At 72.2% G+C, this 24,263-nt stretch carries 19 protein-coding genes; 3 read left to right on the top strand and 16 right to left on the bottom strand.

Annotated features, from left to right (window positions below):
- The first annotated feature begins 10 nt into the window (after positions 1-10).
- Complete coding sequence (locus ABD236_RS34540; protein ID WP_344081608.1) at positions 11-508, top strand: methylated-DNA--[protein]-cysteine S-methyltransferase; 498 nt, start codon at positions 11-13, stop codon at positions 506-508.
- A 14-nt stretch (positions 509-522) separates the two neighbouring features.
- Here ABD236_RS34540 and ABD236_RS34535 read toward each other — a convergent pair whose 3' ends face one another.
- From ABD236_RS34535 to ABD236_RS34515, 5 genes are all read right to left on the bottom strand, one after another.
- On the bottom strand, positions 523-3,900 hold the full coding sequence (locus tag ABD236_RS34535; RefSeq protein WP_344081605.1) for an SAV_2336 N-terminal domain-related protein: 3,378 nt from the start codon (positions 3,898-3,900) through the stop codon (positions 523-525).
- 2 nt (positions 3,901-3,902) lie between these two features.
- On the bottom strand, positions 3,903-4,856 hold the full coding sequence (locus ABD236_RS34530) for an AAA family ATPase (RefSeq protein WP_344081602.1): 954 nt from the start codon (positions 4,854-4,856) through the stop codon (positions 3,903-3,905).
- Positions 4,853-7,111, bottom strand: coding sequence for a VMAP-C domain-containing protein (locus ABD236_RS34525; protein WP_344081599.1), 2,259 nt, complete (start codon positions 7,109-7,111; stop codon positions 4,853-4,855). Before ABD236_RS34525 ends, ABD236_RS34530 begins: the two co-directional genes overlap by 4 nt.
- Before the next feature lie 3 nt (positions 7,112-7,114).
- Positions 7,115-7,531, bottom strand: a complete 417-nt coding sequence (locus tag ABD236_RS34520; protein ID WP_344081596.1) for a CU044_2847 family protein — start codon at positions 7,529-7,531, stop codon at positions 7,115-7,117.
- A gap of 106 nt (positions 7,532-7,637) precedes the next feature.
- Positions 7,638-9,344 carry a BCCT family transporter gene (locus ABD236_RS34515; RefSeq protein ID WP_344081593.1) on the bottom strand — a complete coding sequence of 569 codons (1,707 nt, stop codon included), beginning with the start codon at positions 9,342-9,344 and terminating at the stop codon, positions 7,638-7,640.
- Between the two features lie 143 nt (positions 9,345-9,487).
- On the opposite strand from ABD236_RS34515, the gene ABD236_RS34510 reads away from it, so the two are divergent.
- Positions 9,488-10,642, top strand: coding sequence for a glycerate kinase (locus ABD236_RS34510; RefSeq protein WP_344081590.1), 1,155 nt, complete (start codon positions 9,488-9,490; stop codon positions 10,640-10,642).
- A gap of 516 nt (positions 10,643-11,158) precedes the next feature.
- Here the strand turns inward: ABD236_RS34510 and pssA are convergent.
- From pssA to ABD236_RS34465, 9 genes are all read right to left on the bottom strand, one after another.
- Positions 11,159-12,007 carry a CDP-diacylglycerol--serine O-phosphatidyltransferase gene (gene pssA / locus ABD236_RS34505; RefSeq protein WP_344081586.1) on the bottom strand — a complete coding sequence of 283 codons (849 nt, stop codon included), beginning with the start codon at positions 12,005-12,007 and terminating at the stop codon, positions 11,159-11,161.
- Complete coding sequence (locus tag ABD236_RS34500) at positions 11,994-12,650, bottom strand: phosphatidylserine decarboxylase (RefSeq protein WP_344081582.1); 657 nt, start codon at positions 12,648-12,650, stop codon at positions 11,994-11,996. Before ABD236_RS34500 ends, pssA begins: the two co-directional genes overlap by 14 nt.
- A gap of 185 nt (positions 12,651-12,835) precedes the next feature.
- Positions 12,836-14,041: an acyl-CoA dehydrogenase family protein gene (locus tag ABD236_RS34495; RefSeq protein WP_344081579.1), complete on the bottom strand. Its 1,206-nt coding sequence runs from the start codon at positions 14,039-14,041 to the stop codon at positions 12,836-12,838.
- Positions 14,042-14,043: 2 nt separating this feature from the next.
- Complete coding sequence (locus ABD236_RS34490; protein ID WP_344081576.1) at positions 14,044-14,556, bottom strand: MaoC family dehydratase; 513 nt, start codon at positions 14,554-14,556, stop codon at positions 14,044-14,046.
- Positions 14,557-14,560: 4 nt separating this feature from the next.
- Complete coding sequence (locus ABD236_RS34485; protein ID WP_344081573.1) at positions 14,561-15,520, bottom strand: HpcH/HpaI aldolase/citrate lyase family protein; 960 nt, start codon at positions 15,518-15,520, stop codon at positions 14,561-14,563.
- On the bottom strand, positions 15,517-17,529 hold the full coding sequence (locus ABD236_RS34480; RefSeq protein ID WP_344081570.1) for a protein meaA: 2,013 nt from the start codon (positions 17,527-17,529) through the stop codon (positions 15,517-15,519). The genes ABD236_RS34485 and ABD236_RS34480 overlap by 4 nt, the downstream gene beginning before the upstream one ends.
- Before the next feature lie 14 nt (positions 17,530-17,543).
- Positions 17,544-18,881, bottom strand: a complete 1,338-nt coding sequence (ccrA, locus tag ABD236_RS34475; protein ID WP_344081567.1) for a crotonyl-CoA carboxylase/reductase — start codon at positions 18,879-18,881, stop codon at positions 17,544-17,546.
- A gap of 372 nt (positions 18,882-19,253) precedes the next feature.
- Entirely contained in the window at positions 19,254-20,072 is an 819-nt protein-coding gene (locus ABD236_RS34470; protein WP_344081564.1) for a TetR family transcriptional regulator, read from the bottom strand.
- A gap of 115 nt (positions 20,073-20,187) precedes the next feature.
- A complete protein-coding gene (locus ABD236_RS34465; protein ID WP_344081561.1) occupies positions 20,188-21,969 on the bottom strand; it encodes a 3-hydroxyacyl-CoA dehydrogenase family protein in 1,782 nt (593 codons plus the stop codon).
- A gap of 677 nt (positions 21,970-22,646) precedes the next feature.
- Here ABD236_RS34465 and ABD236_RS34460 point away from each other — a divergent pair.
- Entirely contained in the window at positions 22,647-23,222 is a 576-nt protein-coding gene (locus tag ABD236_RS34460; protein ID WP_344081558.1) for an adenylosuccinate lyase, read from the top strand.
- A gap of 12 nt (positions 23,223-23,234) precedes the next feature.
- On the opposite strand, the gene ABD236_RS34455 is transcribed toward ABD236_RS34460, so the two are convergent.
- Both ABD236_RS34455 and ABD236_RS34450 read right to left on the bottom strand, forming a co-directional pair.
- Entirely contained in the window at positions 23,235-23,732 is a 498-nt protein-coding gene (locus tag ABD236_RS34455) for a GNAT family N-acetyltransferase (RefSeq protein WP_344081555.1), read from the bottom strand.
- A 95-nt stretch (positions 23,733-23,827) separates the two neighbouring features.
- On the bottom strand, positions 23,828-24,229 hold the full coding sequence (locus tag ABD236_RS34450; RefSeq protein WP_344081552.1) for a RidA family protein: 402 nt from the start codon (positions 24,227-24,229) through the stop codon (positions 23,828-23,830).
- Positions 24,230-24,263 lie beyond the last annotated feature (34 nt).

The following is a 24,263-nucleotide window of genomic DNA, read 5'->3' as shown; positions in this document are numbered from 1 at the left end:
GACGTCCGCGATGACCACCACCCACACCGTCACCGACAGCCCGTACGGGCCACTCACCCTCGTCGCCGAGGACGGCGTGCTCAGCCGCCTCCACATGGAGGGCCAGCGCCACCGCCCCGGGCAGGAGACGTTCGGCGAGCCCGACGACGGCGGCCCGTTCCCCGAGGTGATCCGCCAGCTCGACGCGTACTTCGCGGGCGGGCTCACCGAGTTCACCCTGGAGCTCGACCTGCGCGGCACCGACTTCCAGCGCGCGGTCTGGGACCAGCTGCGCCGCATCCCGTACGGCGAGACCCGCTCGTACGGCGAACTGGCCCAGGCGCTCGGCAGCCCCGGCGCCTCGCGCGCCGTGGGCCTGGCCAACGGCAGGAACCCGGTGGGGATCATCGTCCCCTGCCACCGGGTGATCGGCTCCGGCGGCAGTCTGACCGGGTACGGCGGCGGTCTGGACCGCAAGCAGCGGCTGCTGGCCTTCGAGAAGGGGGCGGCCGAGGACGCGCTGTTCTGAACGGAGCCGCCCGTTCAGTCGGCCACCAGCAGTGCGCCCAGGCGCAGGAACGCCTTGTACGTCTCCGGCGCCAGCCAGGACAGCTCCACCGTGCTGCCGGTGGTCAGATGGCCGTCGCGAGGCACCATGACCACCCCCCGGCAGCGGGAGCCGAGCCCGCGCAGGGTCGCCGCGTCCAGCGCCCAGCCGGCCGCCGGGCGGCTGTGGTTGAGCACGAGTACGGCTTCCGGCACCAGATCGGGCCGCCCCATGGCCACCAGCCGGTCCACGGCCCGCTGGGCCTGGGTCACCCCGGCCGGGTCGGCGCGGGAGACGATCACCACCCGGTTGGCGAGCTCCAGGACGCTCTGCGGGAACTTGTCCGTGTCGGCGAGCGTCACCTGGAAGTACGGCCCGGTCACCTCCGACACCTCGCGGTACTGGGAGTCGGAGAACTGGTCGGCCGTCGGCGGATGCGTCACCGAGTCGTTGGCCAGCACCATCAGACCCGAGCGGTGCTGCGACAGGAACACCCGCAGGTCGTCGAAGTCCCGGACGTCCGCTCCGGACCTGGCCAGTTCGGTCAGCCGGGCCTCCGTGGAGCGGTACACCCGCCGGGCGATGTGGATATGGGTGCCCGCGTGCCGGTCGGTGTCGACGGCCAGTACCGCCTCCTGGCGCTGTTCGGCCAGCACCGCGCCGAGCACCGTGGTCGTCGTCGTACAGCCGGCCCGGTCCTTGACCCCGACCACGGCGATCCGCAGGGGCTGGCGCAGCGGCGCCCGGATCGTACGGATCCACCCCTCGTGCTCGTCCGTCTCCTCGTCCGGCTGCCCCTCCGCGAACTCCTCCGCCGCCTCGTCCTCCCACTCCACCGGCACCGGCAGCAGCGCTCCGAAGGCCTCCGCCAGCTCGCGGGCGGTCGGCCGGGCCTCGGGCTCCTCGTCCACCGCGCGCATCAGCAGCTCGCGCAGGCTGTCGTCGAGCCGGCGGAACTCGGGGTCGTGCCGCAGCAGGTCGAACTGGTAGCGCCGCCAGTGCCTGCCCGTCACCGCGTGCAGCAGGATGGCGCCGACGGAGTACACGTCACCGGCCGCGATCCGGGACTCGCCCCAGGAGGTGACCTCCGGCGCCCGGTAGGGCGAGCTGGGCGGCACGGTCAGCAGCGACGCGCTGGAGGCGCCGTCGATGCGCACCGAGGCCCAGCTGATGATGTGCAGGGTCCGCTCGGTGATCAGGACGGTGCCGGGGGTCAGCGCGCCGTGCACCAGCCCCTTGGCGTGGCACCGGGCGACCGCCCGGGCCAGGCTCCAGCCCAGCCAGGCCAGCAGCGGCGAGTCGTGCAGCGGCCCGGCCGCCTGCATGACCGCCCGCAGCGTGGGCGCGGGCAGTCCGGTGCTGAGGGGGGCGAAGCGCAGCGCGATCCAGGGGGTGGTGGTCGTCTCGTCCAGATCGCTGGCGATCACGGCTGGGGCGTACAGCCCGTCCATCCGGCGGAGCGCCCGCCGTTCGGTGGCGAGGATCTCGCGCGCGGTGGGCGAGTCGGGGGAGCGGGCGACCCGGAGCAGCACCTGCTCGCCGTCGATGTCCTCGCCGATGTAGGCGACGGCCTTGCCGCCGGACTCGTCGCGCATCCGCAGGGTGTACGGGCCGAGGGTGCGCAGGTCCAGCATCTGGAGCGGCTGCCATGAAGGGGCCGCTTCCAGCACGGACGGCAGCTGGGTGTCCTCGTACTCGGACGCCGCGACCGGTGCCCGCGCCGGTGTCATCGGCCGGGCCCCGAGATGGGTCAGGAGGCGGTCCTCCAGCCAGGCGAACGGCCGGGTGCCCGGCAGGAGTTCGCCCGTGCCCGCCGGGTGCGCCAGCCAGGCGGGGAAGTCGGGGGAGCGGCCCACCAGCGTGGCCAGGCGGTCGGTCACCGCGCGCGTGGTGCGCAGCAGGTCGATGGGGGAGGCGGTGTCGAGCAGGATCTCCTGGACGCCGTCGAGGAAGCCGAAGCGGCGGTGCTGGGCGGGCAGCCCGGCGCCCGGCGGGTCGGCCTGGCGCATCAGCCCGCCGAGGAACACCTCCGCGAGGTGCGCGGTGTCGGAGCGCCATGGCACGGCCGCCTGGACGAGGCGCATCACCGGCACCGTCAGCGGGGAGATGGCCGCGAGGTGCGCGGCGAGCCGGTAGGCCTGCGGGGACGCCGCGTCCCGGAACCGCAGCACCGCGTCGGCCGGGTCGGCGCCCCGGGTGGCCGCCTCGCCCCGGGGGCTGCGCGCGCCCGGCGGCGCGAGCAGCGGCAGCTCCGCCCCGGCCCCGGGCGAGGCCACGAGGCGGGCCCAGGCGGCGACGGCCGGGGGATACGGCTGCAGTACGGGGACGGGCACGCCCCGGAAGCGGTCGCCGAGGCCCGGCGGCAGCAGCGGGTCGGTCACCTCCCAGGTGTGGTTGGCCGCGCCGCGCCGCCGGGTGGTCACCGCCCACTGCTCGCAGCGGATGCCCGAGCCGTCCCACATATGGGACGGCAGCGCGTGCACCACGGCCGTCGGGCCCTGGCGGCCCCAGCGCTCCAGGGCCGCGTGCATCCGCCCGTCCCGCCAGCAGGCCCCCACCCCGTCGCTGATCACCAGGACCAGGGTGCGCCCCGACGGGTCGGCGGCGGACGCGGGCGAGAGCAGCGGCCCGCCGGGGTCGAACGGGCGGACCTTGAGGCCCGGCGCTTCGGGCGAGCGGGCGTCCAGGCCGTGCACCCGGATGTCCCGGAAGGCGCCCAACCGCTCGAAGACGGACCGCAGTTCGGTGGCGAGCCTGCGCCACAGCAGCATCGAGAGGCCGTCGTCGATGAGCAGCGTGAGATCGAGCCAGCGCCGCCGCGCGGGCCGCAGCACCACGTCGGGCAGACCGCTCTCGGCCATCGCGGTGGCGGTCGCGTCCTCGTCGAACTCCCAGAAGTGCGAGCCCGGGTGGGGCTGCTTCAGCAGCCGCAGGGACCGGCTCAGCCGCAGCTCCCCGTCGCCGAGCGCCTTCTCCTCCGGCACCCGCACCGGCATGGCCCCGGCGCCGCGCTCCGGGCGGGGCGCGGCGGCGGTGTACTCGGCGAACTCGGGGGCGCCGCGGGCGGCCGCCGCCGCGTGCAGGGCGCCGAGCAACTGGGTGGGCAGCGGCGGCTGGGCGTCCGCACCCTCCTTGGCTTCGGGCCCGTCCGGCGGCACCACCGTGCCGTCGGGCGGTGTCCGCATGCCCTCCCATGTCCCCGGCGCGGGCTGCCGCGCCCGGTCCGGGGCCAGGGCGCTCGCCAGCGGCGCGCCGGCGCCGCCCGGCAGCCGGGTGGCCAGCCACAGGGTGTCCAGGAGCTCGTGCGTGGACAGCTCGTGGCCCACCAGGGCGGCGAGCCTCGCCAGGGCGTCGGAGGGCTCGGCGGGCGGCACGGCTAGACCGATCCGCCCAGCCGGTGCAGCACCGCGTCCAGCAGCCCCTCGGCGTTCAGGTTGACCCCGCCCTTGCGCAGGAACACCGCGTTGAGCAGCTGGTCCGTGGCGAGCTCGCCCGGCGCGCGGCGGTTCAGGAAGGCGTGCAGCAGGTCGTCCACGCCTTCGAGAGCGTGCTCGCCCAGGTGCGCGGCCACGATGTCCCGCAGCCGCTCCTCGTCCGGGTCCGGCAGGTCCAGGCGGACGCAGCGGCGCAGGAACGCGGGCGGGAAGTCCCGCTCGCCGTTGCTGGTGATCACCACCACCGGGAACTCCCGGCAGCGCACCACACCCCGGGTGACCGTCACCCGCCCGCCGTCGGGGTCATGGGTGAGCACCGGCACCTCGGACTGCGCCTCCGGCAGCCGCGACAGCTCGGGGATCTCGAACTCGCCCTCCTCGAACACGGTCAACAGGTCGTTGGGCAGGTCCACGTCGCCCTTGTCGAGCTCGTCCACCAGCAGGACCCGGGGCCGCTCGCGCGGCACCAGCGCGGTGCCCAGCGGCCCCAGCCGCACGAAGGTGCCGATGTCGGGCTCGGGCGCGTCGCGCTCCTGGCGCAGATGCGTCTCGCGCAGCCGTCCGATGGCGTCGTACCCGTACAGCGCGTCCTTGAGCACCGACCGGCTGTTGACCGGCCACTGGAGCACCGGGCCGAGCGACAGCTCGTGTGCCACGGCGTGCGCCAGCGAGGACTTTCCGGTGCCCGGGTGCCCGGTGACCAGCAGCGGGCGCCGCAGGTGCAGCGCGGCGCTCACCACGTCGGCCTCGGTGCGGCCGATCAGATACGGGCGGTGGCGCACCCGGGTCCCCGGGGTGCCCTCGGCGAACTGCCGCCACGGCGGCGCCTCGGGGAAGTCCACCTCGCGGGCCGTGCGGTCGCCGCGGAAGAGCCGCCACCCGTCGTTCTCCGTCATGTCGCCTGATCCGTTCCTTGTGAGGGGCGGGCGGTCGCGTCCGGTCCTTGCGGCCCCAGCGAGGGGTCGGCGAGCTGCAACTCGTCGGGGAGCGGCAGCCCCGCGTCCTCCCACACCAGCGCCGGCCGCGCGGGCACCTCCGGGTCCATATAGGCGCGGACCCGGAAGTGCCGGACCCTTTCGGGGAGTTCGTCGACGGGGCCGTACGGGCCCGCCCCGTCGAGCCGGGCCGCGTCGCCGCCTGCGACGGCCGCGCGGTCCCACAGGACGATCGGCACCCCCATCGCCAGACAGAAGTGCAGCAGCCGCGTCCGGTTGCCCACGGGCCCGTGCACTATGACGCGGGCCGCGTCGTAGTGGGTTGTCTTCAGCAGTCGGATGAGTTCCATCTCGTCGGAGATCCGGTGGTCCGCGACGAGCGGCTCGCTCTGGTGGCGGGCGCTCCAGCGGCGCAGCAGGTCGCCCGCGCCGGTGCGCGAGCGGCGTCTGATCTGCGGGCAGCGCAGCACCAGGTGGAAGTCCTCGCCCAGCGGCGCCGGGAAGAACTCCTCCGCGCTCGCCCCGTCCCACTCGTCCACCGGCAGGTGCAGCGCGTCCGGGGCGACGGACACCGCGACCAGCGCCACGTTCCGCCCGGCGCCCTCCGCGCCCCCGGCCACCTCGCGCACCAGGCGGGCGATCTCCCGCCCGGTGCGCGGCCGTTCGGTGCCGGTGGCGGTCCGGGCGGCGGTGCCGTCGGCCCGCATCCGCCACACCGCGCACCGGTAGCGGTCGGCCGGGTCCTGGGGGTGGCGGCTGAGCTCCACCAGGACGCGCACCCCGGTGCCCGCCGACCGGTCCGACCAGCGGGCCGCGTCCGCCCGGCGCTCACCCAGCGCCGAGGGGTGGATGCCGAGCCGGGCGGCCACCCGCCCGCTCCAGTCCTGGAGTGCCTGGCAGGCCATCCCGCCGGTCTCCGCGGCCGCGTACTCCACCACCCGCAGCAGGGCGGGCAGCCGGGGCGTCTCGTCCGGCACCGGTGAGCCGTCGCCGGGCCACTCCTCCAGCTCGCGCACCGCGCCGGGCACGCCCTCGGGGGCGAGCCGCGCGGCCGTCAGCGACCGGGGCAGGTCCACGTACGGCAGCGCCGCCGTCGCCGCGCGGGGCAGCAGCCCCGGGTCCTGGCGGGTGAGGTGGTCCCACTTGACCAGCAGCGCCCGGTGCTCGGCGACGGAGAGCAGCCCGGCCGCGTCGGTGAGCCGGCCCAGCGCCAGCAGCCGGTCCAGCTCCGCGCGGCCCCGGGCGCCGTCCAGGGACGAGGCGAGCGACTCGGCCAGCGTGGGCAGCGCCCGCTCGACCGTGCACAGCAGCTCCGCCAGCTCCTCCACCGTCGGCGCCGTCCCGTCCGTGCGGGTGCGCAGCCCGAGGGCGGCCCCGAGCGCGGTGGAGTGCGCCGCCCGAGCCGTGGGGTCGCCCAGCAGGGCGTGCAGCGGGCCGACCATCATGTCCCGTACCGCGTCGTCGACCGCCGCCCCGGCCATCGCGCGCGCCCCGGGCGACAGCGGATCGGGGGCGGCCCCCACCCGCGACAGCTCCTGGCGGACCGACTGCCAGGTCAGACCCCAGCTGCGGCGCACGGTGTGCCGCGCGTCGAACGCGCCCGTCGGCGGGGTGATCCGGCCCATCACCAGACCGACCGCCGCGCCGTCCGCGGGCGACCACAGGGGTCCGCCGCTGTAGCCGTCGTCGACGGCCGCGCCGGAGAGCTGCCCGTCGAGATAGCCGATCCGCCCGTCGCACGAGCCGACCTGGACGTCCGCGTACGAGAAGGGCTGGCCGCCGCCGTACCAGGCCCGCACCAGCTGTCCGGCCCGCATGTCCTGCCAGCGCACCGGGCCGACCGGCGGCGGCGGTTCCTCCTCCAGCTCCAGTACGGCCAGGTCGCCGCCCCACTCCAGGGAGCCGTCGGCCACCGGGCCCTGGTGGTGCGCGGCGCGCGGCGGCACCCAGGCCACCAGCCGGGCCTGCCGGGCGTCCGCGGGGCCCGTGGCGAGCGCGGGGAAGGACACGTCGAGGGTGACCGCGCCCGGGTCGCGCGGGCTCAGCATCCGCAGGCCCAGCGCCGCGTTGACGACGTGCGCGCAGGTCAGCAGTCTGCGTCCGGCGAGATAGACGCCCGCGCCCGCGGTCCGGCCCTGGTCGGCCGAGAGCACCCGTACGAGCGCGCCGCGCGCGTCGGCCGAGGGGTCCGCGTCCGGCGCCTTGAACCAGCCCACGGCTCAGTTGCCGCCGGAGCCGGTGGTCGCGGCGCCCGCGCCGTCCGGCCGCAGCTGCCAGGTGGCCGAGACGGTCATGCTGGCGTGGCCGTTGGTGCCCACGATCCCGATTTTCAGATCATGGCCGATCTGGAGTCCGAAGCCGACGGTCAGGGTCTCGGGCGGGTCCTGGATGTCGCGTACGGAGTCGTGCACCTGCTGGAGGACGGGCCCCAGCGGCCGCAGCACCGCCGCGAGCGTGTCCGTGGCGAGCGCGGCGACCCGCTCGCCGCGGCCGGCCGGTGTCCCGCCGCCGACCCCGCCCGGCAGGTCGTCGTCCGGCGCCGGGGGCGGCGGCCCGCTCCCGCCGACGGGAGCGAGCTCGACTCTGACCCGGGCCCCGTCGTCGAGGATGAGTTCCCTGTAGTTGTCATGCGGCACGGGGACATTGTGCTTCCAACGGTCCGCAAGGGGAGCCCAGTTGACGGAATGCGATGAGGTGGCGGCGCACGCCCGTGACGGCGGGCCGGGTGGACCGCCCGAACCCTCAGGAGCGGCCCTCCGGTGGATCGTCCTCCCCCGCCCGGGACCTGGCGGCGCGGTGCAGGCGGTGGTGGCGGGCGGGACCCTGTTCGGTGAGGGCGTCACCGACCATCGCGCGCACCGCGTCCCGTACGCCGTGCAGCGCCTGGCCGCGTGCGGGGCCGGCGCCCGGGTCCTCGCGCAGCTCCTTCAGGAGCGCCCAGCACAGACCGAGCATCACCAGGACGAACGGCAGCGCCACCAGGATCGTCGCCGTCTGGAGCGACTTGAGGCCGCCCGCGACCAGCAGCACCGCCGCGACCGCCGCCATCAGCACGCCCCAGAGCACCACCAGCCAGGTCGGCGGGTGCAGCGAGCCCCGGCTGGTCAGCGAGCCCATCACCAGCGAGGCCGAGTCGGCGCTGGTGATGAAGTACGTCATGACCAGGACCATCGCGAGGTACGAGGTGACCGTGCCGATGGGCAGCGCGTCCAGCATCGCGAAGAGCGAGGCCTCGGCGCCGTCCTTCACCTTGGCGGCCAGATCGGCGGTGCCGGTGGAGTCCAGGCGGATCGCGGTGCCGCCCATCACGCAGAACCACAGGACGGTGGCCCCGCTGGGCACCAGCAGCACCCCGACCAGGAACTCGCGGACGGTCCGGCCGTGCGAGATCCGCGCGATGAAGGTCCCGACGAACGGCGCCCAGGACAGCCACCACGCCCAGTAGAAGATCGTCCAGGCGCCCAGCCAGGTCCGGTCGGTGAAGGCGCCGGTGCGGCTGGCCATCGGCAGCAGCTGATGCAGATAGCCGCCCACCGACGCCGGGATCGTGTCCAGTACGTACACCGTCGGCCCGAGCAGGAACACGAACAGCATCAGCGCCGCGGCCAGCACGATGTTCAGCGTGGACAGCCACTTCACGCCCTTGTGCAGACCGGAGAACGCGGACAGCACGAACGCGGCCGAGAGCGAGGCGATGATGATCAGCTCGGTGGCCGTGGAGTCCTCGACGTCCGCCGTGATGTTCAGGCCCTTGGCGACCTGGAGCGCGCCGAGGCCGAGGCTGGTGGCGGTGCCGAAGACGGTCGCGAAGACGGCCAGCAGGTCGATGCACCGGCCCGGCCAGCCGTCCGCGCGCCGGGCGCCCATCAGCGGGACGAACGCGGCGGAGAGCCGGTTGCCGCGGCCCTTGCGGAAACCGGCGTACGCGAGGGCGAGACCGGCCATGCCGTAGATCGCCCACGGGGTGAGCGTCCAGTGGAAGAACGAGTACTCCAGGGCCGTGCGCGCCGCGTCACCGGTGCGGGGGGCCGCGCCGCCGGCCGGGGGAGGCGTGAGGTAGTGCGTGAGGGGCTCGCCCACCCCGTAGAACATCAGGCCGATGCCCATGCCCGCGCTGAACATCATCGCGATCCACGCGAGGTTGGTGAACTCGGGCTCGGAGTCGTCGGCGCCCAGCCGGATCCGCCCGTACCGGCTGATCGCGAGCACCACGGCCAGTACCAGGAACACATCGGCGGCGATCACGAACAGCCAGGCGAAATTGGCGAGCACCCAGGCCAGCGCGGTGGCGGTGGCGCTGTCGAAGGAGTGCTTGCCGAGCGCGGCCCAGGCGACCGCGGCCACCACCGCGCCCACCCCGATCGCGATGACGGTGAGGTCGGGGGCCGGGTCGCGGGGAGCGCCGGGCGGGGTGCCGGGGGCGGAATGATCGATCGAATCCGTGCTCATGGCGCCCCACTATGGTCCGCGATATGGAGGTTTTGTCGGGTGGCACGCCGTCCCGCCGTGCATGACGCCTATGGGCAGGGGCGCGTACGGCGGCTAGGGTCGTGGGCGGCGCGACTGCCTGTTCGATAGCAAGGGATAGCAAGGTGACGGACGGAGCAGTTTTGGAGGCCGCGCGCGTGCTGGTGGCGGCGGACAAGTTCAAGGGCTCGCTCACGGCCGTACAGGTCGCGGAGCGGGTGACAGCCGGGCTGCGACGGGTCGTGCCCGGTCTGGCGGTGGAGACCCTGCCGGTCGCCGACGGCGGCGACGGCACGGTCGCGGCGGCGGTCGCGGCCGGGTTCGACCGCCGCGAGGCCCGGGTCACCGGTCCGCTCGGCACCCCGGTCACCGCGGCCTTCGCGGTACGGGACGGGGTCGCCGTGGTGGAGATGGCGGAGGCGTCCGGCCTCCAGCACCTCCCCTCCGGGGTCTTCGCCCCGCTGACCGCCACCACGTACGGCTCGGGCGAGCTGCTGCTGGCCGCGCTGGACGCGGGGGCGCGGACCATCGTGTTCGGGGTGGGCGGCAGCGCCACCACGGACGGCGGCGCGGGCATGCTCGCGGCGCTCGGCGCGCGTTTCCTGGACGCGGCGGGGGAGCCCGTGGCGCCGGGCGGCGGCCCGCTGGCGACGCTGGCCACCGCCGACCTCTCCGGCCTCGACCCCCGGTTCGCCTCGGTCGACCTGGTCCTGGCCAGCGACGTGGACAACCCGCTGACGGGGCCCAAGGGCGCGCCCGCGGTGTACGGCCCGCAGAAGGGTGCCTCGCCCGAGGACGTGGCGGTCCTGGACGCGGCGCTCGGCCACTTCGCGAAGGTCCTGGAGGCGTCCGTGGGCGCCCGGGCCGCCGAGGCGGCGCTCGCCCCGGGCGCGGGGGCCGCGGGCGGCATCGGCTATGGCGCGCTGGTGGCCCTGGGGGCGACGTTCCGGCCCGGTATCGAGGTCATGCTGGACGTGCTGGGCTTCGCCCCGGCGCTGGCCCGGGCCACGCTGGTGATCACCGGTGAGGGCTCGCTGGACGAGCAGACCCTGCACGGCAAGGCGCCGGCGGGGGTGGCTGCGGCTGCCCGGGCGGCGGGGATCGAGGTCGTCGCGGTCTGCGGCCGCCTCGCGCTGCCTCCCGAGGCCCTGGCCGGGGCCGGGATCCGCCGCGCGTACGCCCTCATGGACCTGGAGCCGGATCCGGCGCGGTGCATGGCGGAGGCGGGACCGCTCCTGGAACGCAGCGCGCAGCGCCTGGCCAAGGACTTCTTGGCCTAACCGCCCGGCCCCGGGCCCCTCGGCGCCCGCGCCGCGCCCCTTCTGGGCCCGGGGTTCGCCTGCGGCCGGGTGGGTGGCTGCTCGCGCAGTTCCCCGCGCCCCTGGAAACCCTCTTCGTCTGCGGACCGTGGCCGCTTGCTCGCGCAGTTCCCCGCGCCCCTAAAAGCCCGGTGGCTGAGCTGCTCCTTCGGCGGCCCCGAGCCCCTAAAGGCCGGTGGCTGAGCTGGGCTCTTCGGCGGCCCCGCCCCCTAGAAGCCTGTGGCTGAGCCGGAATGTTTGGGAGCCCCCGCGCCCCTCAAGGCCGTGGCTGAGCAGGGCTCTCCGGCTGACCCCAATCCCCTAGGGGCGCGGGGAACTGCGCGACCAGCCACCCACTCAGCCGCAGACAAAGGCCGGGCCGAGAAGGGGCGCGGGGAACTGCGCGACCAGCCCACCACTCAGCCGCAGACAAAGGCCGGGCACAACGAAGGGCCCTGGACCGAAACGGTCCAGGGCCCCACACCGCGCCGGCAGGCGTTACGGCTGTGCCGCCCGCGCCTCCCGGCGGTTGTCGCGGATGTTGTTCACCCGGCGAGCCGTGGCGAACAGCGGGATCACCGCGCCCAGGACGACCTGGAGCACACACCCCGTCTGGAGCAGCAGCTGCCCGCCGGGCGCGTCGAACGCCCAGGCCGCCAGCAGCCCCATCGCCCCCACGATCCAGCTGAGCATGGCCACCGCGAGGATCCCCCGCGGCTTCGGGTACTCGACCCGGCTGACCATCAGCCACGCCACCCCTATGACGGCGAGCAGCGTCGGCACGAACGGCAGCTCGAGCAGCACGATCGAGACGACGGTGAGCGCGCCGAACGGGCTCGGCATGCCCTGGAACATGCCGTCCTTCATCGTCACGCACGAGAACCGCGCGAGTCTGAGCACCACCGCGAGCAGCACCGTGATCGCCGCCACGGCCGCGACGCGCTGGTGGGCGTCGTCGGCGACCATCCCGTACACGAGCACGAAGTACGCCGGGGCGAGCCCGAAGCTGATCAGGTCCGAGAGGTTGTCCAGCTCGGCGCCCATCGGCGAGCTCCGCAGCTTCCGCGCGACCAGGCCGTCGCAGAGGTCGAAGATCGCCGCGAGCAGCATCAGGATCACGGCGGTCGCGGCGGAGTGCCGCGCCATGCCGGTCTCGGCGCTGCCCGACAGATGCGGGATGAGGATTCCGGTGGTGGTGAAGTACACCGCCATGAACCCGCAGGTCGCGTTGCCGAGGGTGAGGGTGTCCGCTATCGACAGCCGCAGCGAGAGGGGCATCTCCTCCGCGTCGTCGTCGGCGTCCGTGCCCGGCACCCAGTCGGTGGTGTCCGGATCAATCACGGTCAATTCGAGTCACCCCCGCAGTGGTCTTCTGGCCGACCTCGACCGCGACCTCGACCCCCTCCGGAAGGTAGATGTCGACGCGGGAGCCGAACCGGATGAGACCGATGCGCTCGCCCTGCTCCACCTTGGTGCCCTGGGGGATGTAGGGGACGATCCGCCGCGCCACCGCACCCGCGATCTGCACCATCTCGATGTCGCCGAGCTCGGTGTCGAAGTGCCAGACAACGCGCTCGTTGTTCTCGCTCTCCTTGTTGAACGCCGGAACGAATCCGCCGGGCACATGCTCGACGGACGTCACCGTGCCGGCCAGGGGCGCGCGGTTGACGTGGACGTTCAGCGGGCTCATGAAGATCGCGACGCGGGTGCGTCCGTCCTTCCACGGCATGATGCTCTGCACCACGCCGTCGGCGGGGGAGATGACCCGCCCGGAAGCGATCTCGCGCTCGGGGTCGCGGAAGAACCACAGCATGCCCGCCGCGAGCGCGGTGGCGGGTACGGCCACGGCCTTGGCGGCGCCGGAGCGGCGCGCGCGGGCGAGGCTGAGGGCTGCGGTGGCGACGGTCGGCAGAAGCCACGGCGATGCTCCGCGAGCAAGACGTCCCTGGAGGAAACCGTCGCGAGATGCAGAGGTTTGGCTGTGGGGCATGGATGACCTTCGTAGCGGATGATGCCGCGCTGGCAAGTGGGGGACGGCGGCTGGTTTACCAGCGATGCTATCGGTTGCGAGCCGCAACTGGGAAAGCCAGAAGCCGAGTCGGTCGGCCGGAACCCCTCAGAAAACGCTTACAGGGTGTGATCTACTTCGCGGCCGAACCGACTCAAAAGCGACAATCAACCCTGGAATCGGTACTCTTCGAGAAGCCGACGCCCAATGATCATTTTTTGGATCTCGGCGGTACCTTCACCGATGAGCAGCATCGGCGCCTCGCGGTACAGGCGCTCGATCTCGTACTCCTTCGAGAAGCCGTAACCACCGTGGATACGGAAGGCGTCCTCCACGACCTCCTTGCAGTATTCGGAGGCGAGGTACTTCGCCATCCCTGCTTCAAGGTCGTTTCGTTCCCCGGAGTCCTTTTTGCGTGCTGCGTTGACCATCATGGCATGAGCGGCCTCGACCTTGGTAGCCATTTCGGCCAGCTTGAACTGGATCGCCTGGTGCTGGGCGATGGCCTTGCCGAAAGTGTGACGTTGCTGGGCATACGAGACACCCAGCTCAAATGCACGCTGAGCGACACCGCAGCCACGGGCAGCGACGTTGACGCGGCCGACCTCGACGCCGTCCATCATTTGGTAAAACCCTCGGCCGGTGACCCCGCCCAGGACCCGATTGGCCGGAATGCGCAGTCCGTCCATGATGAGTTCGGTCGTGTCGACGCCCTTGTAACCCATCTTGTCGATCTTGCCGGGGATGGTCAGACCCGGTCGGACCTCGCCGAAGCCGGGCTCCTTCTCCACCAGGAAGGTCGTCATCGACTTGTGCGGGGCGGTGCCCTCCGGGTGTCCTTCGTCACTCCGGCACAGAACGGCGACGAGCGATGACGTTCCGCCATTGGTCAGCCACATCTTCTGGCCGTTCAGGACGTACTCGTCGCCGTCCTTGACGCCCTTGGACGTGATCGCCGACACATCCGAGCCGAGCGCCGGCTCCGACATCGAGAACGCGCCGCGCACCTCGCCGAGCGCCATCCGAGGCAGGAAGGTGTCCTTCTGCTCCTGGGTGCCGTGCTGCTTGAGCATGTACGCCACGATGAAGTGCGTGTTGATGATGCCGGAGACCGACATCCAGCCACGCGCTATCTCCTCGACGCACAGCGCGTACGTCAGGAGCGACTCGCCCAGACCGCCGTACTCCTCGGGGATCATCAGCCCGAACAGGCCGAGCTCCTTGAGGCCCTCGACGATCTCGGTCGGGTACTCGTCCTTGTGCTCCAGCTGGGTCGCGACCGGAATGATCTCCTTGTCGACGAAGTCCCGGACGGTGGCCAGGATTTCCTGCTGGACGTCGGTCAGACCGGCGGTCTGCGCGAGACGGGCCATGGCTACTTCTCCTGCGACTTGAGCTGGGGGCGGCCGGGCTGCTCGCCGCCGCGCTCCTTGATGTACGTCTCGGTGGGGACCATCACCTTGCGCCGGAAGACACAGACGAGGGTGCCGTCCTGCTTGTAGCCCTTGGTCTCGACGTAAACGATCCCGCGGTCGCTCTTCGACTTCGAGGGCGTCTTGTCCAGGACCGTGGTCTCGCCGTAGATCGTGTCGCCGTGGAAGGTCGGCGCCACGTGCCGCAGCGACTCGATCTCCAGGTTGGCGATGGCCTTGCCGGAGACGTCCGGTACGGACATGCCGAGCAGCAGCGAGTAGATGTAGTTGCCCACCACCACGTTCTTGCCGAAGTCCGTGGTGTTCTCGGCGTAGTTGACGTCCATGTGGAGCGGGTGGTGGTTCATGGTGAGCAGACAGAACAGATGGTCGTCGTACTCGGTGACCGTCTTCCCGGGCCAGTGCTTGTACACGTCCCCGACGGTGAACTCTTCGTAGGTGCGGCCGAACTGCATGGTCTTACGCCTCCGGGATCTCGAACTTCGACGTGCGCTGCATACCGGCCGCCCGGCCCTTGCCCGAGATGACCAGCGCCATCTTGCGGCTGGCCTCGTCGATCATCTCGTCGCCGAGCATCGCCGAGCCCTTCTTGCCGCCCGCCTCGGAGGTGAAGTACTCGTACGCGTCGAGGATGAGCTCGGCGTGGTCGTAGTCCTCCTGGGAGGGCGAGAAGACCTCGTTGGCCGCCTCGACCTGGCCGGGGTGCAGCACCCACTTGCCGTCGAAGCCCAGGGCGGCGGCGCGCTGGGCGACCGCCTTGTAGCCGTCGATGTTCTTGATCTGGAGGTAGGGGCCGTCGATCGCCTGGAGGTTGTTGGCACGGGCCGCCATCAGGATCTTCATCAGGATGAAGTGGTACGCGTCGGCCGGGTAGCCGGGCGGCTGCTCGCCCACGACCAGCGACTTCATATTGATGGAGGCCATGAAGTCGGCCGGGCCGAAGATGATCGTCTCGACCCGCTGGGAGGCCTGCGCGATCGCGTTGACGTTGTTGAGGCCCTGGGCGTTCTCGATCTGCGCCTCGATGCCGATCTTGCCGACCTCGAAGCCCATCGTCTTCTCGATCTGGGTGAGCAGCAGGTCCAGCGCCACGATCTGCTGGGCGTCCTGGACCTTCGGCAGCATGATGCAGTCGAGGTTGTGGCCCGCGCCCTCGACGACGGTGACGACGTCGCGGTACGTCCACTCGGTCGTCCAGTCGTTGACCCGCACGACCCGGGTCTTGCCGGTCCAGTCGCCCTCGTTCAGGAACTTCACGATGGTGTGCCGGGCCTCGGGCTTGGCGAGGGGCGCACAGGCGTCCTCCAGGTCCAGGAAGACCTGGTCGGCGGGGAGGCCCTGCGCCTTCTCCAGGAAGCGCGGGTTCGAGCCCGGGACGGCGAGGCACGAACGGCGCGGGCGGAGACGGTTGACAGTCATGCGGGGACCTCCAGAGGGTCGAGCTTGTTCGCTTTCCGGATCTCGTCGACGATACGGCCGATGATCTCCGTGATACCGAAGTCCTTCGGGGTGAACACGGCGGCCACGCCCGCCCTGCACAGCTCCTCGGCGTCCGCCGGCGGGATGATCCCGCCCACGATCACCGGGATGTCGGGCGCGCCGGCCTCACGCAGCCGGGTCAGCACGTCCGGGACCAGCTCGGCGTGCGAGCCGGAGAGGATCGACAGGCCCACGCAGTGCACATCCTCCGCCAGAGCGGCGTTGACGATCTGCTCGGGGGTGAGCCGGATCCCCTGGTAGACCACCTCGAAACCGGCGTCACGCGCGCGTACGGCGATCTGCTCGGCCCCGTTGGAGTGGCCGTCCAGGCCCGGCTTGCCCACCAGCAGGCGCAGCCGGCCCGAGCCGAGCTCGTCGGCCGTACGGGTCACCTTCTCGCGCACCAGCGCCAGCGGCGTGCCCGCCTCGGCGGTGACCGCGACGGGAGCGGACGAGACGCCGGTCGGCGCGCGGAACTCGCCGAAGACGTCACGCAGCGCCCAGGACCACTCGCCCGTGGTGACGCCCGCGCGGACGCACTCCAGGGTCGCGGCCATCAGGTTCTCGGAGCCGGCGGCCGCCTTCTTCAGGGCCGCCAGCGCCTCCGAGGCACGCGTCTCGTCCCGGTTGTCGCGCCACTCGTGGAGCGCCGCCACCACCCGCGCCTCGTTCGCCGGGTCCACCGTCATGATCGCGGTGTCCAGGTCGGAGGTGAGCGGGCTGGGCTCGGTCGACTCGTACACGTTGACGCCGACGATCTTCTCCTCCCCGCCCTCGATCCGGGCCCGCCGCTCGGCGTGCGAGGAGACCAGCTGCGACTTGAGGTAGCCGGACTCGACGGCCGCCATCGCGCCGCCCATCTCCTGGATCCGCTCGATCTCGGCCAGGCACTCCTCGACCAGCGAGTCGACCTTGGCCTCGATGACGTGCGACCCGGCGAAGATGTCCTCGTACTCCAGCAGGTCGCTCTCGTGCGCCAGGACCTGCTGGATGCGCAGCGACCACTGCTGGTCCCAGGGGCGCGGCAGACCGAGCGCCTCGTTCCAGGCGGGGAGCTGGACGGCCCGTGCGCGGGCGTCCTTGGACAGCGTCACGGCCAGCATCTCCAGCACGATCCGCTGGACGTTGTTCTCCGGCTGCGCCTCGGTCAGCCCGAGGGAGTTGACCTGGACGCCGTAGCGGAAGCGGCGCTGCTTGGCGTCCTCGATGCCGTACCGCTCGCGGGTGACCTGGTCCCAGATGCGGCCGAAGGCGCGCATCTTGCACATCTCCTCGATGAAGCGGACGCCCGCGTTCACGAAGAAGGAGATCCGCGCCACCACATCGCCCTTACGGTCCTCGGGCACCTGCCCCGAGGCGAACACCGCGTCGAGCACGGCGATCGCGGTGGACATCGCGTACGAGATCTCCTGGACCGGGGTGGCCCCCGCCTCCTGGAGGTGGTAACTGCAGATGTTGATCGGGTTCCACTTGGGGATGTGGTTGACCGTGTAGGTGATCATGTCGGTAGTCAGCCGCAGCGACGGACCGGGCGGGAAGACGTGCGTCCCGCGCGACAGGTACTCCTTCACGATGTCGTTCTGCGTCGTGCCCTGCAGCCGGGTGATGTCGGCGCCCTGCTCCTCGGCGACCACCTGGTACATGGCGAGCAGCCACATCGCCGTGGCGTTGATGGTCATCGAGGTGTTCATCTGCTCCAGGGGGATGTCCTGGAACAGCCGCCGCATGTCACCCAGATGGGACACCGGGACCCCGACCCGGCCCACTTCCCCGCGGGCGAGGATGTGGTCCGGGTCGTAGCCGGTCTGCGTCGGCAGGTCGAAGGCGACCGACAGGCCGGTCTGACCCTTGGCGAGATTGCGCCGGTACAGCTCGTTGGACGCCTCGGCGGTCGAGTGACCGGCGTACGTCCGCATGAGCCAGGGCCGGTCCTTGTGACGCTCAGTCATTGTTCGCTCCGTGCTCAGATGTTGCGGAAGCGGTTGATGGCGTCGAGGTGCTGGGCACGGAGTTCGTGGTTGCGGACGCCGAGGCCTTCGCGGGGGGCGAGGGCGAGGACGCCGACCTTGCCCTGGTGGAGGTTGCGGTGGACGTCGTAGGCGGCCTGGCCGGTCTCCTCCAGGGAGTACACCTTGGAGAGGGTGGGGTGGATCTTGCCCTTGGCGATCAGGCGGTTGGCCTCCCAGGCCTCGCGGTAGTTGGCGAAGTGGGAGCCGATGATGCGCTTGAGGGACATCCACAGGTAGCGGTTGTCGTACTCGTGCATATAGCCGGAGGTGGAGGCGCAGGTGGTGATGGTGCCGCCCTTGCGGGTGACGTACACGGAGGCGCCGAAGGTCTCGCGGCCCGGGTGCTCGAAGACGATGTCGATGTCCTCGCCGCCGGTGAACTCGCGGATGCGCTTGCCGAAGCGCTTCCACTCCTTGGGGTCCTGGGTCTGCTCGTCCTTCCAGAACCGGTACCCCTCGGCGTTGCGGTCGATGACCGCCTCGGCGCCCATCGACCGGCAGATCTCCGCCTTCTCCGGGCTGGAGACGACACAGATGGGGTTGGCGCCGCCGGCGAGGGCGAACTGGGTGGCGTACGAGCCGAGGCCTCCGCTGGCGCCCCAGATCAGCACGTTGTCGCCCTGCTTCATCCCGGCGCCGTTGCGCGAGACCAGCTGCCGGTACGCGGTGGAGTTGACGAGGCCCGGGGCCGCCGCCTCCTCCCAGCTGAGGTGGTCGGGCTTGGGCATCAGCTGGTTGGACTTGACCAGCGCGATCTCGGCGAGGCCGCCGAAGTTGGTCTCGAAGCCCCAGATGCGCTGCTCGGGGTCGAGCATCGTGTCGTTGTGGCCGTCGCTGGACTCCAGCTCGACCGAGAGGCAGTGCGCGACGACCTCGTCGCCGGGCTTCCAGGCGTTGACGCCCGGGCCGGTGCGCAGGACGACGCCCGCGAGGTCGGAGCCGATCACGTGGTACGGCAGGTCGTGGCGCTTGGTGAGCTCGCTGAGCCGGCCGTAGCGCTCCAGGAAGTTGAAGGTGGACACCGGCTCGAAGATCGAGGTCCACACCGAGTTGTAGTTGACCGAGGAGGCCATGACGGCCACCAGGGCCTCGCCCGGGCCGAGTTCGGGGACCGGCACCTCGTCGAGGTGGATCGACTTGCGCGGGTCCTTGTCCCGGGTGGTGAGCCCGGCGAACATCTCCGCCTCGTCCTTGTGCACGGTGATCGCGCGGTACGACTCGGGGATGGGCAGAGCCGCGATGTCGGCGGTGGTGCTGTCCTGCGACTGAATCGCGTCCAGGATTTCCTTCACGGTGTTGCCTCCGGCGAAGCGCGTTGGGAACGCTGAGGGGACTGCTGCTGTGGAGGTGTGCCGTCGGTTCGGCGGTACTACGGGATCGGCGGCGCCTGGTGGGCGCGGGAGGGTGCCTGTGACGCAGGCGTCCGGGCGCGCTCGCTGGAGCAGCTTGCGGGGACAGCCGGCGTACGAAAGGTCTCTGCACGCCGGCCGCCCGGACAACATCAACGTATGGCACGCGGTGCCAGTCGGCAAGACACTGCGTGCCAACAATTTCTCTCAATTGCGTAATGACCTGCACGGATGAGCGATGATCGATCGAATGGCACCCCTGGGAACGCGAAAAGCCCGCCCCGGACAGGGGCGGGCCTTCACTTTCCGGACAGGTCAGCGCTGCCGCAGCGCCTTCTTGACCGCCTGCATGATCTCGTCCAGCGGCGCGTCCGTACGCGCCACCGCGACCAGCACCTCGTCGCTGGCGGAGACGGACGCGGCGGCGGGCTTCGGCCCGGCGGTGCGGCCCGCCCCGATCCCGGAGCCGAAGGTGTCCCGGACGATCGCGAAGGCGTGGTCGAGCTGGGTCTCCACATCGCCCTGGCCGCCGGCCCGCAGCCAGCGCCGCAGCACGTGGTTGTGGGCGGTGACGACCGCGGAGGCGGCCACCTCCGCGAGCAGCGGGTCGTCGTTGCCGGCGTGGTGGTCGTGCTCGTCGAAGTGGCCGAGCAGATAGCGGGTGAAGAGCCGCTCGTAGCGGGCCACCGAGGCGATCTCGGCCTCCCGCAGGGTGGGCACCTCACGGGTCAGCTTGTAGCGCGCCACGGAGACCGAGGGGGAGGAGGCGTACATCTTCATGACCTCCTTGATCCCCCGGCACACGGTGTCCAGCGGATGCTCGTGCGGGGGAGCGGCGTTGAGCACCGCCTCGGCCCGCACCAGGGTGTCGTCGTGGTCGGGGAAGATCGCCTCTTCCTTGGAGCGGAAGTGGCGGAAGAAGGTGCGGCGGGCCACTCCGGCACGGGCCGCGATCTCGTCGACCGTGGTGGCCTCGTACCCCTTGGCCGAGAAGAGCTCCATTGCCGCGGCCGCCAGCTCGCGGCGCATTTTGAGCCGCTGGGCGGCCGCGCGGCTGCCGGCGGCACTTTCCGGGGCGTCGGGCGCGGCGGCCGCTCGGGTCGGCCGTTTCGATGAGGCAGCGGGCTGGGGCATGGACCGAACGTACTGCATATGTGCAGGAAGTCGCGCTCGCGGGGGCGGACCGCCCGAGGGGTCGAGCAGCCCGCCCCAGCCCTCCCCCGGCCGCTGGACGGGGGAGCCCCACGGCTCAGCGCCGGGCATACTCGCGGAATCCACGGCCCGTCTTGCGGCCCAGGCACCCGGCCGCGACCAGGTGCTCGAGGAGCGGCGCGGGCGCCAGGCCCGGGTCGCGGAACTCGGCGTGCAGCACCTTCTCGATGGCCAGGGACACATCCAGGCCGACCACGTCGAGGAGTTCGAAGGGACCCATCGGGTAGCCACCGCCGAGCTTCATCGCCGCGTCGATGTCGTCCAGCGTGGCGTAGTGCTCCTGCACCATCTTGATCGCGTTGTTGAGGTACGGGAAGAGCAGCGCGTTCACGATGAACCCGGCCCGGTCGCCGCAGTCCACCGGGTGCTTGCGGATCTTGGCGGTGACCTGGCGGACGGTGGCGTGCACCTCGTCGGAGGTCAGGACCGTACGGACCACCTCGACCAGCTTCATGGCCGGCGCCGGGTTGAAGAAGTGCATCCCGATGACGTCCTGCGGGCGCGAGGTGGCGCGGGCGCAGGCGACGACCGGCAGCGAGGAGGTGGTCGTGGCGAGCACCGCGCCCGGCTTGCAGATCTTGTCCAGGGAGGCGAACAGCTGCTGCTTGACCCCCAGGTCCTCGGCGACCGCCTCGACCGCCAGGTCCACCTCGGCGAAGGCCTCCAGGGCCCCGGCCGGGGTGATGCGGGCGAGCGTCTCGTCGCGGGCCCCCGCCGTCATCCTGCCCTTGTCGACAGAGCGCGAAAGCGACTTGGCGATACGGGACTTGGCGGTCTCGGCCTTCTCCAGACCGCGCGCGGCGAGCACCACGTCGTACCCGGCCTTGGCGAAGACCTCGGCGATGCCGGAGGCCATGGTCCCGGACCCGGCCACGCCGACCGAGCGGATCTCACGGCCGCCGCCGGTGCCGGCGATCGTGTCGGGCGTCTGCCCGTCCGCCACCACCGTGGCGCTGCCGGGGGTCTCGTACGTGTAGAAGCCGCGGCCCGCCTTGCGGCCGGTCAGGCCCGCCTCGGCGAGCTGGCCGAGGATGGGGGCGGGGGCGTGCAGCCGGTCGTGCGAGTCGCTGTACATCGCCTCCAGGACCGTGCGGGCGGTGTCGATGCCGATCAGGTCGAGCAGTTCGAGCGGGCCCATCGGCAGTCCGCAGCCCAGCTTCATCGCCGCGTCGATGTCCTCGCGCGAGGCGTACTTCGACTCGTACATCGCCGCGGCCTGGTTGAGGTAGCCGAAGAGCAGCCCGTCCGCGACGAAGCCCGGGCGGTCGCCGACCGCGACCGGCTCCTTGCCGAGGTCGAGCGCGAGCTGGGTGACCGCGTCCACGGCGGGCGGCGCGGTCAGCACCGAGGAGACCACCTCGACGAGCTTCATCGCCGGGGCCGGGTTGAAGAAGTGCAGGCCCAGGACGCGCTCGGGGTGCGCCGACTCGGCGGCGAGCCGGGTCACGGACAGCGCGTTGGTGCCGGTGGCCAGGATCGCGGTGGGGGCGACGACCGCGTCCAGCGCGGCGAACACCTGCTGCTTGAGCTCGTACGACTCGGGCACGACCTCGATGACCAGCTCCGCGTCGGCCGCCGCCTGGAGGTCGGTGAAGGTGCGGAACCGGGCGAGGATGTCGCGCCGCTCCTCCTCGGTGATGCGCTCGCGGGCCACGGCCCGGGCGGTGGACGCCTCCAGGGAGGCCACGGCCCGGCGGGCGGCCTGCTCGCTGATGTCGATGCCGATGACCTCGCGGCCCGCGCGGGTGAGCACGTCGGCGATGCCGGTGCCCATGGTGCCGAGACCGACCACGGCGACGGTGTGCAGAGGGGTGTCCATCACGGGACTCCTGGGTGAGTGACGACTGAGGAGAGGGCGCACGCGGCCGGCGTCCGGCTGTCGCGAAGGCGTCAACGAGGACGCGGGTGCGCGGCATGGGCGCACGGCGTGCGGGGGTGTGTCGTGGTGGTGCTGAGGGCCGGCGGACCCGGTCCCGGGGCCACGCCGTGAAACTGCCGAACCGACGAACACTCGCGGTGGCTGCGTCACCAGGCCACCGGAGTTCGCGGGGGGTGCCCGCTCACTTGAGATTAACTGGTGAGTAACGAGCGCGCCATAGGGCGGAGCGGCCCAGTCCGTGTGATCTGCCTCGCGTCGCTTTGTGCCCGGTGTTCGTCTGCGGCTGGGTGGTGGGCTGCTCGCGCAGTTCCCCGCGCCCCTTCTTGCGCCCGGTCTTTGTCTGCGGGCCGGTGGCCGCTTCTCGCGCAGTTCCCCGCGCCCCTAAACCCGCCTTCGTCTGCGGGCCGGTGGCCGCTTCTCGCGCAGTTCCCCGCGCCCCTAAAAGCCTGTGGCCGAGCTGGGTGCTCCGGCTGCGGCCGACCCCCTAGGGGCGCGGGGAACTGCGCGACCAGCCGTCCACGGTCCGCAGACGAAAAGGGGGTCAAGGGGCGCGGGGAACTGCGCGAGCAACCCACCACTCACCCGCAGACAAAGACCGGGCACACTACGCTTCCCGCATGGACGAGGAGCTGCGGTCCCTGGCGGACCGGCTGCGGGACGAGGCCAGGGCGTCGGACGCGATGTCCGCGTACGAGCGGCTGCTCTCGACCAGGGACCACGACGAGCTCGCCGCCGTGCTCACCGAGCGCGAACGCCCCCTGTGGGCACGCGAGATCGCGGCCTTCCGGCTCGGCTGCGCGGGCGACCGGCGCGCCTTCGAGTCGCTGGTGCTGCTCCTCAACCACCGCGACCCCGAGCGCTGTGTCTCGGCCGCGCACGCCCTGGCCCGGCTGGGCGACCCGCGCACGGCACGGGCCGCCGCGGCGCTCGCCACCAACCAGCTGCGCACCGCCTACGCCCTGCACCCGGTCCGGCTGCTCACCGCACTGCGCGCCCCCGAGTCCGTACCGGCGCTGATCACCACCCTGCGGCCGCTGCTCTCGCCCGACACCCCTTACTGGCGGGTCGCCCTGGCCTGTGTGGAGGGGCTGGGCGAGCTCGGCGACAAACGGGCGGTCGAGGTCCTGGAGACGGCCCTGGCCCGCCCCCGCCTGGCGTCGGCGGCGGCCGTGGCCCTCAGGCGCCTCACCTGACCCGGACCCGCGTCACCTGACCCGGGCCGTATCACCCGACCTGGCCCCGCCGGCCCCACCGGGTCCCGCAGGGCCCCCAGGGCCCCGCAGATCCCTCACGTACCGCACCTCGGGCACCGCGACGTCGTCCACGACGAAGTCCTCCTCGGCGCCGTCCGGGGCGAAACCGGCGCGCTCGTAGAACCGCCGGGCCCGGTCGTTGGCCTTGAGCACCCAGAGCAGTACGCGTGGACGGCCCTCGGCCGCCGCGCGCCCGGTCAGCTCCGCGAGCAGCAGCCGCCCGGCGCCCGAGGACCAGTGGTCGGGGTGCACATACAGCGCGTACACCTCGCCGTCGGCCGTCCGTCCGCCGCCGTCCTGCCGGTACGGCCCGTAGCACCCCCAGCCGATCACCTGGCCCGCCCGCTCCGCGACCAGGTTGACGACCGAGCCGTCGCCGTGGGCCAGCCGCTCGCGGCGGCGCTCGGCGTCCGCCGCCACGCTCAGCGAGTCCAGATACGACTGCGGCACCAGGCCCCGGTAGGCCGTGCGTCAGCCCGTGACGCGCGCCGCCGCGACCGCCTCGCAGTCGGCCGGGGTCATGTCCCGCAGCTGTGTCCGGCCGCTCAACGGTCCCCGACCACCGCGAACGCCTCGATCTCCATCAGGAGTTCGGGGCGGAACAGCGAGACGACCTGGACCGCCGAGCTGGCGGGCAGCCGGCCGCTGTCGAGGTGCTCGTCGCGCGCCTCGCGGACGGCGGGCAGATACGCGATGTCGGTGACGAAGACCGTCAGCTTCACCACGTCCTCGAACGTCGCCCCGGCGGCCTGGAGGCAGCGGCGCAGGTTCTCGAAGATCTGCCGGGCCTGCGCCACCGGATCGCCCTCCCCGACCACGTTCCCCTTCTCGTCGAAGGCGCACTGGCCGGATATCGCGATGAACCGTCCGGTGCCCCACACCACATGGCTGTAGTTGACGCCGGGTGCGACGCCGTCCGGGGTGGCGATGTGCGTGAGCGAAGTCATGCGTCCATCCTGGACCATCCCACTGACAACCGGG

This window comes from Streptomyces crystallinus (assembly GCF_039521265.1).
Taxonomy (GTDB): domain Bacteria; phylum Actinomycetota; class Actinomycetes; order Streptomycetales; family Streptomycetaceae; genus Streptomyces; species Streptomyces crystallinus.
This window is presented reverse-complemented; position numbering and strand designations above follow the sequence as displayed.